Source organism: Pseudomonas sp. LB3P31 (assembly GCF_054897945.1).
On record NZ_CM142710.1, the window covers coordinates 2,359,522 to 2,372,047 of the forward strand.

The following is a 12,526-nucleotide window of genomic DNA, read 5'->3' on the forward strand; positions in this document are numbered from 1 at the left end:
GGGATCTGACCATGACCCGCTCATTACGTATGTTCTACATCGCCCTGTTCATGGTGACCCTGGTGGTCCTGGGGCTGTGGTCCACGCGCAGCTTCATGGGCTTCAGCACCAATGCTGAAACCACGGTGCTCAACGGTCGCTGGGCCAAAGCGGTCGAGACCCACTACGACGACGAGTTCCCGATCAAGCGTCTGGGCACCAACCTCTGGGCTGCGCTGGATTTCAAACTGTTCAACGAAGGTCGTCCGGGCGTGGTGCTCGGTCGCGATCAATGGCTGTACAGCGATGAAGAGTTCAACCCGATCGTCAACGAAGAGTTGAACCTGCAGGGCAACTACGCGCTGGTCGAAGGCGTCCGCCAAACCCTGAAAGAGAAAGGTGTGAAGCTGGTGATGGCGATCGTGCCGGCCAAGGCGCGCCTGTATCCGGAACACCTGGGTGAAGTGAAGCCTTCGAGCATCCACGGCAACCTGTACCAGGACTTCCATGCCCGCGTCGCGGCGGACAAGATCCTCGCCCCTGATCTGCTCGGCCCGTTCAACCAGGCCAAGCTCAAAGGTCAGCAAGTGTTCCTGCGCACCGACACCCACTGGACTCCGGAAGGCGCGCAAGTCGCTGCCGAAACCCTGGCGAAAACTATCGCCAGCAAATATCCGCTGAGTGGCGAGCCACAACACTTCGTCACTAAACCGGCGGAGAAAGTCACTCACAAGGGTGACCTGCGCCTGTTCCTGCCGCTGGACCCGCTGTTCGAAAACTTGATGCCAGAGCAGGAGCCGCTGCAGAAGCGCAATACCGTCGCCGCCTCCGAGCAGCCAGCCGGTGATGACGCCCTGTTCGCCAACACCGAAGTGCCAGTGGCCCTGATCGGCACCAGCTACAGCGCCAACCCGAACTGGAACTTCGTCGGCGCACTGAAACAGGCGCTGAACAGCGACGTGGTCAATTACGCCGAAGACGGCCATGGCCCGATCCTGCCGATGCTCAGCTACCTGAAAAGCGATGCCTTCAAGAACAGCCCGCCACAGGTGCTGATCTGGGAATTCCCTGAACGTTATCTGCCTGTGAACAACGAAATCGGTGACGCCGACCCGCAGTGGGTCGCAGAGCTTAAACAAGCCGGCGCCCGCCAACAAAACGTAGCTGCAACCACTAAATCCGAGACGCCCGACCGGGCGCAAAACTGAAAGAGAGAGGTACTACCATGACTTTCACTACAACTCCTCGTCGTCTCGCCAAGACCTTTGCACTGGCCGCGACCTTCAGCGTGCTGTCGATGAACGCCTTCGCGGGTGGCGACTCCGCGCTCTACGGCCCGACCGCACCGAAAGGTTCGAGCTTCGTTCGTGTCTACAACGCTGGTAATGCTGAAGTCAGCGCCACCGTCGGCAGCACCAACCTGGCCGAAGTCGCGCCGCTGTCCAGCACTGACTTCAGCTTCATGCCGGGCGGCGACTACAGCGCCAAGGTCGGCAGCCAGTCGCTGCCGGTGAAATTGGCCGGCGATCACTATTACACCCTGGTCAACAACGCCAGCGGCGCGCCACAACTGATCGAAGAACCGCCATTCAAGAACAAGCAGAAGTCCCTGGTGCGCGTGCAGAACCTGAGCGACAAGGCCCTGACCCTGAAAACTGCCGATGGCAAGACCGAAGTCGTGCCATCCGTGGCGGCCAAGGGCCGTGGCGAGCGTGAGATCAACCCGGTCAAAGTCAGCCTGGCCCTGTACGACGGCGCCACCAAGGTCGGCGACGTCAAGCCGGTTGCCCTGGAGCGCGGTGAAGCGGCGGTGCTGTACGTCACCGGTAAAGGCAGCAGCCTGTCGCCAGTCTGGGTAAAACGCCCGGTTTCGACTCGCTAAACAATTTCCTGAGGGCAACGCACCCTTGCGGGACCGATGAATGAAACACGGTCCCCGTAGGAGCTGCCGCAGGCTGCGATCTTTTGGCGTCATCAATGGGCACCGAAGATCAAAAGATCGCAGCCTGCGGCAGCTCCTACACGGTCAGCGTTGGTCCTCGGACACGAAACAAGAACAAGAGTGAAACGACACAGCGTTCGTAGCTCTAACCAAACGATTTTCAAGGAGTAACAACATGATTCCGGTGATCTTGTCAGGTGGTAGCGGCTCACGTCTTTGGCCGCTTTCGCGCAAGCAATTCCCCAAGCAGTTCCTCGCCCTGACCGGTGAACACACGCTGTTCCAGCAAACCCTGGAACGCCTGGTGTTCGACGGCATGGACACCCCGATTGTGGTCTGCAACAAGGACCACCGCTTCATCGTCAACGAGCAACTGAGTGCCCGCAAGCTGGAGACCCAGCGCATCCTGATGGAACCGTTCGGCCGCAACACTGCGCCGGCGGTAGCCCTGACCGCGATGATGCTGGTCAACGAAGGTCGCGATGAGTTGATGCTGGTGCTCCCGGCCGACCACGTACTCGAAGACCAGAAAGCCCTGCAACGCGCCCTGGCCCTGGCCACCGTGGCAGCCGAGAACGGCGAAATGGTGTTGTTCGGCGTCCCGGCCACCAAGCCGGAAACCGGTTACGGCTACATCAAGTCGACCAATGATTCACTGCTGCCCGAAGGCGTTAGCCGCGTCTCGCACTTTGTCGAGAAGCCGGACGTGAAACGCGCCACCGAGTTCGTCCAGTCCGGCGGTTACTTCTGGAACAGCGGCATGTTCCTGTTCCGCGCCAGCCGCTTCCTTGAAGAACTGAAAAAGCACGACCCAGACATCTACGACACCTGCCTGCTGACCCTTGAGCGCAGCGAGCAAGATGCCGACACCATCACCTTCGACGAAGCCACTTTCGCCTGCTGCCCGGACAACTCCATCGACTACGCCGTGATGGAAAAAACCCAGCGCGCCTGCGTCGTACCGCTGACCGCCGGCTGGAGCGACGTCGGTTGCTGGGCGTCGCTGTGGGAAGTGAATGAAAAAGACGCCAATGGCAACGTGTCCAAAGGCGACGTGGTGATCCAGGACAGCAAGAACTGCATGATCCACGGCAACGGCAAGCTGGTGTCGGTGATCGGCCTGGAAAACATCGTGGTCGTCGAAACCAAGGACGCCATGATGATTGCCCACAAGGACTCGGTCCAGGGCGTCAAGCAGATGGTCAACACCCTCAACGAGCAGGGCCGCAGCGAAACCCAGAACCACTGCGAAGTCTATCGTCCGTGGGGCTCCTACGACTCGGTCGACATGGGCGGACGCTTCCAGGTCAAGCACATCTCGGTCAAGCCGGGCGCGTGCCTGTCCCTGCAGATGCACCACCACCGCGCCGAACACTGGATCGTGGTCAGCGGCACAGCTGAAGTGACCTGCGACGACAACGTGTTCCTGCTATGTGAAAACCAGTCGACCTACATCCCGATCGCCTCGGTGCACCGCCTGCGCAACCCGGGCAAGATTCCACTGGAGATCATCGAAGTGCAATCGGGCAGCTACCTGGGTGAAGACGATATCGAGCGGTTCGAAGATATCTACGGTCGCTCTACCCCGATCGAGCGTGGCGTGTCGGTGAAAACCATCGCGCAGTAAGCGTTCAGCAAGACTAGAAGCCCCCGTTCAGCCCGCGGCGATTCCCCATCCGCAGCGGGCTGGGTGGGGGCTTTTTTTGTAGAACAATCAAGATCAAAAGATCGCAGCCTGCGGCAGCTCCTACATTGGGAATGCGCTCTCCTGTAGGAGCTGCCGCAGGCTGCGATCTTTTGACTTTAGCTCTGCCCATCGCCAACCTCCCCCACCCTTAGGTAGGATGACCCCCTCTCCCACCGAGGTTTCGCGTCATGTTTATCGGCGTCCTGCTGGTCATTACCTGGCTGGTCCTGCTACTGCGCTACCCCGCCAAAGCCCTGCCGGTTTCCCTGGCGGCCGCCGCCGGGCTGGGCATCGTAGCCACCTGGGTGATCTGGATGGATCACCGCGAACTCAAGCAACTGGAGCGCCTGGAATTGCGCATCAGCTATGCGCCCCAGAGCTGCCCCGCAGACCGGCCGTTACAACTGACCATGAACAACGGCAACGACGTACCGCTGACCGAGTTGCGCTGGCGCGTCGCCGCCTATGCTCCGGGCGATACAGTCAACCTCGCCGACAATCAATACACTGCACCGCGCTACCGCGGCCCCGGCGAACTCCAGGCCGGTGGCAACTGGGAAGACTGTTTGCCGCTACCGCCACTTCGGCCGGGTTATCGCCCGGAAACCCTGGAGTTTCGTGCCGAGCGCTTGCAGGGTAGTTTCTCCGACTGATTTGACCTTTTACTCTTGCACAAGGACCGCGCCATGCCCGTTGCGTTGATTACCGGATGTTCCAGCGGCATTGGCCGCGCCCTGGCTGACGCTTTCAAGGCGGCCGGCTACGAAGTCTGGGCCAGTGCGCGCAAGCCTGATGACGTGGCGGCGCTCAGCGCTGCCGGCTTCACTGCCGTGCAACTCGACGTCAATGACGGGGCGGCACTTGAGGCGTTGAGTGCACGGATCAATCAGGAGCGCGGCGGGCTTGATGTGCTGATCAACAACGCCGGCTATGGCGCCATGGGGCCGCTGCTCGATGGCGGCGTGCCCGCGATGCAGCGGCAGTTCGAAACCAATGTGTTCTCGATCGTAGGCGTCACCCGCGCGATGTTTCCGGTGCTGCGGCGCACCAAGGGCATTGTTGTGAATATCGGCAGCGTGTCTGGCGTGCTGGTGACGCCATTCGCCGGCGCCTACTGTGCGTCGAAGGCCGCGGTGCATGCCTTGAGCGATGCGTTGCGCATGGAGTTGGCACCGTTTGGTATTCGGGTCATGGAGGTTCAGCCGGGCGCTATCGAGTCCAGCTTCGCGAAAAATGCCGGGCATGAAGCCGAGCAGTTGATCACCGAGCAGTCGCCCTGGTGGCCGTTGCGCGAAGGCATCCGGGCGCGGGCCAAGGCGTCTCAGGACCAGCCCACGCCGGCCAGTGAGTTTGCTGCCGGGTTGCTGAAGGCTGTGCAGCAAGGTCGACCGCCCAGGTTGATTCGGTTGGGCAATGGCAGTCGGGCGTTGCCGTTGCTGGCAGCGTTGTTACCCAAGGGGTTGCTGGAGGCGGGGTTGATGAAGCGGTTTGGGTTGAAGGGGCAGCTTTGAGACCGGGTTGACGCCATCGCGGGCAAGCCTTGCTCCCACAGAAATATGTGTTTCACAGTTCATTCACGGGCGCACATGGCCGCCTGTGGGAGCAAGGCTTGCCCGCGATAGGGAAAATACAGGTACGACACAGTGGAGGAGTGAGCCTGCTCGCGATGCAGGCGACTCGGTTTTACTGTTGGTTAACGATCACCGTACAAGTAATCCCCGCCGCCAACAACACACCCTCAGGCACCTCGTCGATGTGAATCCGCACCGGCACCCTTTGCGCCAGGCGCACCCAATTGAATGTCGGGTTCACATCAGCGATCAGCTCGCGGCTCTCGGGATTGTCACGGTCATAGATGCCGCGGGAAATGCTTTCCACATGGCCCTTGAGCACCTCGCCGCTCATCAACTGCATGTCGGCCTTGTCGCCGACTCGCACGTGGGGCAGCTTGGTCTCTTCAAAGAAGCCGTAGACCCAGAACGAGTTCATATCCACCACGGCCATTTTCGCTTCGCCAATGCGCGCGTAGTCACCGCGATGCACGTTGAGGTTGGTCACGTAACCGTCCACGGCCGCGCGGACTTCGGTGCGCTTGAGGTTCAGTTGCGCCGCCTCCAGTTGCGCCTGGGCGTGCTGGTAGTCGGCCAGGGCCGAGTCGGCGATGTTGCTCGCGTCGTCGCGGTTTTCTTTGGAGATCACCAGTGCGTCCATGTCCGCGCGGCGATGCGCGTTGACCTTGCGCATTTCCCAGGTCGCCTTGCGTGAAGCCACCAGCGACTGCGCCTGTTTGACCGCGATGCGGTAGTGCTCGGGATCGATTTGCATCAACAGATCGCCCTTGCGCACCAGTTGGTTGTCGCGCACCGGCACGTCCACCACTTCTCCGGTGACATCGGCGGCAACGTTGATGATGTCGGCACGCACCCGACCGTCGCGGGTCCAGGGCGTGTCCATGTAATGCACCCAGAGGGTCCGGCCGATCCATATCGCAAGCGCCAGCACCAGCAAGGTGGCGAGCAGGCTGAAAAGCTTTTTCATCACGTCGTTCTCATTGGTAAACAGTCAGCGCCAGGGCGCCGAACAGGCAGGTAAACAGGCTCAGGCGCAGCAACGCCGGGTGCCAGAAAAAACGGTACAGGTCGAGCCCGGACAGGAAGCGGTCGAGGGCCCAGGCCAGCGCGACGGCGAGAAAGAACATCAGCGTCATGGTCGGCATGTACACGCCGTGGAAGGCGATTTCACGGGGCATGTTCAAGTCCTTGGGGCTTGGTGGCGGCATACGCGGCAAGCGGCGACTGCGGGTCCAGCAACGAGGTGCGGATGAAGTGCAGGTAGCTCTTCACCCGACGTAACGCGGAGGTATCGAAGTGCGGCGCGAAAGGTTCGTCGGTGGCTTGTACGCGGCTGATCGCGTGATCCACGGCAATCAGCCCGCGCTCCAGATTGCTCTGGCTCGGCTGCAGGAACAGGCGCACCTGCGAGCGGCCCATTACGCGGATCGCCTGGCGCCATGGCTGGGATTCGGCATAGGCTGGATGCACCGGCAGGATCGCCTGCTCCTTGCGCAACTCGATGATCGCGTGACCAACTTCCAGCACCACGAACATCCAGCGCAGCAGGTCGCGTTGCACCTGTGGCTGCCCCGCCGCCAGCCCGTAGGCCTGGTGCAACAGGTCGCGGGTGCGGCTTTCGAAACTGCTGGCCAGGCCCTTGAGCTTGCCACTGATTGCGTACACCACCTGGCCGCGCAAGTCCTGCTCCAACCGGCGCCACAGCCAGCGGCTGTTGGGCGGCAGGATGATCGCCCCGGCTGCCGCGCACACCAGCATGCCCAGCACCATGGCGATGTAGTCGTTAATAAAGTTGTAGGGGTTGTAGACCGTGAGGTTGTCCGGCACCGAGCCGGTGCTGAAGAAGATCAGCAGGCCGAGGCCGACTCCGGCGTATTGTGGCCGCGAAGTCAGGAATGAGCCGAGCACGATCACCGGCGCGAGCATCACGCACAACAACGGAAAACCGTCGATCCAGGGGAAGATGAAAAACATCTCGACGAAGCCGATCAGCGCGCCGAGGAATGTCCCGCAGGCCATCTGGAAGGCCATGCGTTTCGGGTTCGGCGTGGCGGCGGACAGGCCGATGGTCGCGGCGGCAATCAGGGTCATGGTCGCCCCGCTCGGCCAGGCCGTGGCCACCCAGTAACTGCCCAGCACCACCAGTACAAAAGCCGCGCGGATCCCTGAAGCGGCGGACGCCAGCCAGTTGGTTTGCGGAGTGAATGGCTCGTCCCACTGCTCCCGCGCGTGACTGTGATCGGCCAGTGACGCGTGGGTCTGGGCGTAGTTGTGCAGGTCGTCGACGAAGCGATACAGCAGTTCGTATGCGGTATGAAAATCCAGCTGCTCGGCGTCGCTCGGTTCGCTCTGCTGAAAGGCGGCGCGCAAGCGGCGTACCCGTGCAGGCAGATCCTCTTTGTAGGTTGCCAGCGCCAAGGCCAGGCGCGCGGCGTCGGGGCTGGTCAGGGCGCGACCGCTAAAGCTGTCGAGCACTTCGGCCAGGTCCTGCAAGCCTGGGGTGATCGCCGCCACCACGTGATCGGTGCCGCTGCTGCGCAGGCGCTCCAGCAGTTGGTGCAGCGCATTGAACCGCGTGGTGATGCCCATGAACTCGCTGTTCAGGCGACTGAGACGACCGTTACGTCGGCGCATGTGCGGGTCCTCGAACACCGTGACGCTGCGCAGGCCTTCGAGGCCGACTGCCTCAGCAATAAAACGCACGTTGCTCGCTTCAAAGGCCTCCTGTTTGCTGCGCCCGCGCAAGCCGTCGGTGACGAATAGGGCGAACACCCCGAAGCGCTGATACAAGGCATTGCGCATCGCGGCGCTGGCGGTTTGCGGCAGGATCGCGGCGCTGACCAGGGTGGCGCAGAGAATCCCCAGGGAAATTTCCAGTACGCGCCACACGGCGGCCATGAACGCGCCGTCTGGATGAGCCAGCGCAGGTAGGCCGACCATAGCGGCGGTGTAGCCGGCCAGTACAAAACCGTACGCACGAAAGTTGCGATAACGCGCGGCACCCGCCGAGCAGATGCCGACCCAGATCGCCAGCGAACCGAGGAACAGCTCGGTGTTCTGCGCGAACAAGGCAATCAGCGCGACCATCACAGCCGAACCGGTCAGCGTGCCGAGGAAGCGATAGAAGCTTTTGGCGAACACTTGGCCGCTTTGCGGTTGCATGACGATGAACACGGTAATCATCGCCGTGCGCGGCTGCGGCAACTCCAGGCGCATTGCCAGCCACAGGGTCAGGAAGGCGGCGAACAATACCTTGAAGATGTAGACCCAGGTCACGCCATCGCTGCGTGCCCAGTCGAAAAAACCCCGGCGCCATTCGAGGGAGTACAGCCAGCGCAGAGGAGCGGGCAAGGGGGTCATGGATTCCTGCTCAATGAACGGAGGTAGTACAGCGACAACTCGGACCCTGTGGGAGCGGGCTTGCTCGCGAATGCAGTCTGACATTCAGCATTGATGTCGCCTGGCACACCGCTTTCGCGAGCAAGCCCGCTCCCACAGGGACAGTGTTCATCCACAGGTTCTGTGCTCAATTCGTGAATCACTTAAGTAGCGCCGGGGTTTTCGGTGCCTGGGTCTGGCCGGCTGCCGGCACATCCCCACCCGCCCCAAGCCCTCCGCCAAGCGCAGTAACCAGCTCCGCATGGGCGCTCAGACGCGCCGCTTGAACCCGTTGCTGCACCTGCTGCTGCTTGAACAACAGGCTCTGGGCATTCAGCACATTGAGGTAGTCGGTCAGCCCGCGCTGGTAGGCGATCAGCGCGATGCCGTAAGTCTTCTGCGCCGCGGCCACAGATTCGGCAGCGAAGGTTTGCTGCTTGTCCATGGACTCGCGGCGGATCAACTGGTCCGAGATGTTCTTCAGCGCGTTCACAAGGGTCTGGTTGTAGCGCGCCACGGCGAGGTCATAACCCGCCGACGCTTCACCCAGCTCCGCACGCAACCGACCTCCATCGAAAATCGGCAACGAGATCGCGGGGCCCACGCTGTAGTTGAGCTTCTTGCCGGTCAGAAACTCCAGTGCACCACCGCCAGTCGCCATGTAGCCCAGGCTGCCGACCAAGTCGACGTTGGGATAAAAACCGGCATGAGCGACATCGATGCCCCGGGCTTGTGCCGCGACCTGCCAGCGGCTGGCCACCACATCCGGGCGTTGACCGAGCAGTTGCGCCGGCAGCGCCGACGGCAATTTCAGCGCCGCCCCCAATGACAGCGTGGGCCGCTGCAACTGCGCACCCGCGCCCGGCCCCTTGCCGGCCAACGCGGCGAGTTGATTGCGGCTCAGGGCAATTTCTTCGTCCAGGGCATCGATCTGACGATGGGTTTCCGGCAATGGCGTTTCGGCCTGGCTGACTTCGAAATGGGTACCGATGCCACCGTCGAGACGCTTTTGCGCCAAGTCGAGAATCTGCTGTTGCTGCTGCAACGTGGCGGCAACGATGTCCCGCTGCGCGTAATGCAGCGAGAGTTCGATGTAGGCGCGCACGATATTGTTCTGCAATTCAAGCTGGGCCTGTCGGGCCTCTGCAGCGCTCATGTGCGCCAGGTCGACAGCACGTTCGCTGGCATTGCTTTCGCGGCCCCACAGGTCGAGGGCATAGCTGAAACCCAATGCGGCGTTGTTGTCCCAGGTGGTGGTATCGGCCAGTTCGCCCGGCCCGTAGAATTGATCGGTGGGCCAGTTGTGGCGCTTGAGGGTCGACTCGGCGTTGATCTGCAACGACTCGGCAGACTCGGCAATGCCCGCCATGGATCGGGCCTGACGCACCCGTGCGGCCGCCATCGCCATGGTCGGGCTGCCCTGCAGGGCAAGGTCGATCCAGTGGTTCAACTGAGGGTCGCCGTAGGCCTGCCACCATTGCGTGGTCGGCCAGTGTGCATCTTGCGCGGCACTCTGGATGGCTTCGTCGGTGGCCAGCGCATTGGCTTCCAGTTCTTTGCCCTGTGGGGCAATACCTGCAGTGCCGATGCAGCCGCTGATTGCCAGGGTGAGGGCTAAAACACTGAGCGTCTGAAGCGCTCTGCTGATGCGACGCGGCACTGCGGCGATTTCCTGAGATGAGAGAGGTCCCATGTAGGAGCTGCCGAAGGCTGCGATCTTTTGATCTTGGCCTTTTTAAAAGCAACATCAAAAGATCGCAGCCTGCGGCAGCTCCTACACAGAGAAGCGCAATTCTATGGGCGAGTTTTGTTGGCGATAAGCTGGGATTCTTGTGAATCTTTGTTACCGTTAAAGCGATAATCCCTTGGTCGGGGTCTCGAACTCTGAAACGTTGTGTCACAATTTGCCATTCGCCCAGAGAGCACCCCATGGACACTTTGCAAAACATGCGCGCCTTCAGTTACGTGGCCGAGGCTGGCAGCTTCACCGCCGCCGCCGTGCAGCTCGACACCACGACGGCCAACGTCTCGCGCGCGGTCTCCAATCTGGAGGCCCACCTGCAAACCCGACTGCTCAACCGCACCACCCGACGCATCGCCCTGACCGAGGCCGGCAAACGCTACCTGTTGCGTTGTGAACAGATCCTGGCCTATGTCGAGGAAGCCGAGGCCGAGGCCAGTGACGCTCACGCCCGTCCCGCCGGACAGCTGAAGGTGCACACCATGACCGGCATCGGTCAGCACTTTGTGATCGACGCAATCGCCCGCTATCGCAAGACCCACCCGGACGTGACCTTCGACCTGACCCTGGCCAACCGCGTACCGGACCTGCTCGACGAGGGCTACGACGTGTCCATCGTGCTGGCCAGCGAACTGCCCGACTCGGGATTCGTCTCGCAACGCCTGGGCATTACCTACAGCATCGTCTGCGCCTCGCCGGCCTACGTGAAAGCCAACGGCTGCGCGCAAAAACCCAGCGACCTGCTGAACCACGCCTGCCTGCGCCTGGTCAGCCCGGTGATCCCCTTGGAGAAGTGGACATTCGATGGCCCTGAAGGCCAGGAAATGGTCACCATCAACAGCTCGCCGTTCCTGGTGAACTCCGCAGACGCGATGAAAACCGCGATCACCAGCGGCATGGGCGTTGGCGTCCTCCCGGTGTATGCGGCGATCGAAGGCCTGCGCAACGGCACGCTGGTGCGGGTGATGCCAAATTACCGCTCCCAAGAACTGAATCTGTACGCGATCTATCCCTCGCGGCAATATTTGGATGCGAAGATCAAGACCTGGGTTGAATACCTGCGCGGTTCGCTGCCGGAAATACTGGCGGCGCATCAGGCGGAATTGGCGGCCTATGAGTTGAGCGGAAGTTTGGGCGGGGTTCGCCTGGCGAATTGATTGCCCCGGCTCGCCGAGCACCTGAAAAGAATGTTAGCGTGCTTGGCATCTCCAAGTCCGACGAGCCCTCCTCCATGAAAAAGACCGTACTCGCCTTCAGTCGCATCACGCCGCAAATGATCGAAGACCTAAAACAGGATTTCGTCGTCATCGTGCCCAACCCGAAGAATGGCGATATCAATGCGCAATTCAACGAGGCGCTGCCCCACGCCCATGGCCTGGTAGGTGTAGGACGCAAGCTGGGGCGTGCGCAGCTGGAGCACGCGGTAAAGCTGGAAGTGGTCTCGAGCGTCTCGGTGGGCTACGACAACTACGACGTGGCGTATTTCAACGAACGCGGGATCATGCTCACCAACACCCCGGACGTCCTCACTGAAAGCACCGCCGACCTGGCGTTCGCCCTGATCATGAGCAGTGCCCGGCGGGTGGCCGAACTGGATGCCTGGACCAAGGCCGGGCAGTGGCAAGCGAGCGTCGGCGCCCCGCTGTTTGGTAGCGATGTGCACGGCAAGACCCTCGGTATCGTCGGCATGGGCAATATCGGCGCGGCCATCGCCCGTCGCGGTCGCCTGGGTTTCAACATGCCGATTCTCTACAGCGGCAACAGTCGCAAGACCGCACTGGAACAAGAGCTTGGTGCGCAGTTCCGCACCCTTGATCAGCTGCTCGCCGAAGCCGATTTCGTCTGCCTGGTAGTGCCACTCAGCGACAAGACCAGACACCTGATCAGCCATCGCGAACTGGCCCTGATGAAGCCGAGCGCCATCCTGGTGAATATTTCACGCGGCCCGGTGGTGGACGAACCGGCGCTGATCGACGCGCTGCAGAACAACCGTATTCGAGGCGCTGGCCTGGACGTCTACGAGAAAGAACCCCTGGCCGAGTCGCCACTGTTCCAGCTGAAAAATGCGCTGACTCTGCCGCACATTGGCTCGGCTACCCATGAAACCCGTGAGGCGATGGCCAACCGAGCCATCACCAACCTGCGCAGCGCGCTGTTGGGCCAACGCCCACAGGATCTGGTCAACCCGCAGGTCTGGAAGGGCTGACCGTGATAGGGCACGTCCTGAC

The 12,526-nt window shown here is 61.6% G+C and carries 11 protein-coding genes; 7 read left to right on the forward strand and 4 right to left on the reverse strand.

Features of this window, described 5'->3' with window-relative positions; translation table 11 throughout:
* The first annotated feature begins 11 nt into the window (after nt 1-11).
* The 5 genes from ACYZTK_RS10800 to ACYZTK_RS10820 all read left to right on the forward strand — a co-directional run bounded on the left by ACYZTK_RS10800 (nt 12) and on the right by ACYZTK_RS10820 (nt 5,119).
* Nucleotides 12-1,187, forward strand: coding sequence for an alginate O-acetyltransferase (locus tag ACYZTK_RS10800; protein ID WP_462014419.1), 1,176 nt, complete (start codon nt 12-14; stop codon nt 1,185-1,187).
* 17 nt (nt 1,188-1,204) lie between these two features.
* On the forward strand, nt 1,205-1,861 hold the full coding sequence (locus ACYZTK_RS10805) for an alginate O-acetyltransferase AlgF (RefSeq protein WP_045061381.1): 657 nt from the start codon (nt 1,205-1,207) through the stop codon (nt 1,859-1,861).
* A gap of 235 nt (nt 1,862-2,096) precedes the next feature.
* A complete protein-coding gene (locus tag ACYZTK_RS10810; RefSeq protein ID WP_462014420.1) occupies nt 2,097-3,548 on the forward strand; it encodes a mannose-1-phosphate guanylyltransferase/mannose-6-phosphate isomerase in 1,452 nt (483 codons plus the stop codon).
* Nucleotides 3,549-3,796: 248 nt separating this feature from the next.
* Entirely contained in the window at nt 3,797-4,261 is a 465-nt protein-coding gene (locus ACYZTK_RS10815; protein ID WP_462014421.1) for a multidrug transporter, read from the forward strand.
* Nucleotides 4,262-4,294: 33 nt separating this feature from the next.
* The gene (locus tag ACYZTK_RS10820) at nt 4,295-5,119 is read left to right on the forward strand and encodes an SDR family oxidoreductase (RefSeq protein ID WP_462014422.1); all 825 of its coding nucleotides are present in this window, start codon (nt 4,295-4,297) and stop codon (nt 5,117-5,119) included.
* 172 nt (nt 5,120-5,291) lie between these two features.
* Here ACYZTK_RS10820 and ACYZTK_RS10825 read toward each other — a convergent pair whose 3' ends face one another.
* From ACYZTK_RS10825 to ACYZTK_RS10840, 4 genes are all read right to left on the reverse strand, one after another.
* Nucleotides 5,292-6,146 (reverse strand): efflux RND transporter periplasmic adaptor subunit, encoded by an 855-nt coding sequence (locus tag ACYZTK_RS10825; protein WP_462014423.1) that lies wholly within the window; start codon nt 6,144-6,146, stop codon nt 5,292-5,294.
* A 10-nt stretch (nt 6,147-6,156) separates the two neighbouring features.
* Entirely contained in the window at nt 6,157-6,357 is a 201-nt protein-coding gene (locus ACYZTK_RS10830) for a DUF1656 domain-containing protein (protein ID WP_462014424.1), read from the reverse strand.
* Nucleotides 6,347-8,539: an FUSC family protein gene (locus ACYZTK_RS10835; RefSeq protein WP_462014425.1), complete on the reverse strand. Its 2,193-nt coding sequence runs from the start codon at nt 8,537-8,539 to the stop codon at nt 6,347-6,349. Before ACYZTK_RS10835 ends, ACYZTK_RS10830 begins: the two co-directional genes overlap by 11 nt.
* A 178-nt stretch (nt 8,540-8,717) precedes the next feature.
* Nucleotides 8,718-10,217 carry an efflux transporter outer membrane subunit gene (locus ACYZTK_RS10840; RefSeq protein WP_462014426.1) on the reverse strand — a complete coding sequence of 500 codons (1,500 nt, stop codon included), beginning with the start codon at nt 10,215-10,217 and terminating at the stop codon, nt 8,718-8,720.
* A 269-nt stretch (nt 10,218-10,486) separates the two neighbouring features.
* Between ACYZTK_RS10840 and ACYZTK_RS10845 the strand changes: the two genes are divergently transcribed.
* Both ACYZTK_RS10845 and ACYZTK_RS10850 read left to right on the forward strand, forming a co-directional pair.
* Nucleotides 10,487-11,455, forward strand: coding sequence for a LysR family transcriptional regulator (locus ACYZTK_RS10845; protein ID WP_462014427.1), 969 nt, complete (start codon nt 10,487-10,489; stop codon nt 11,453-11,455).
* A gap of 74 nt (nt 11,456-11,529) precedes the next feature.
* Nucleotides 11,530-12,504: a 2-hydroxyacid dehydrogenase gene (locus ACYZTK_RS10850; RefSeq protein ID WP_462014428.1), complete on the forward strand. Its 975-nt coding sequence runs from the start codon at nt 11,530-11,532 to the stop codon at nt 12,502-12,504.
* The last annotated feature ends 22 nt before the right edge of the window (nt 12,505-12,526 follow it).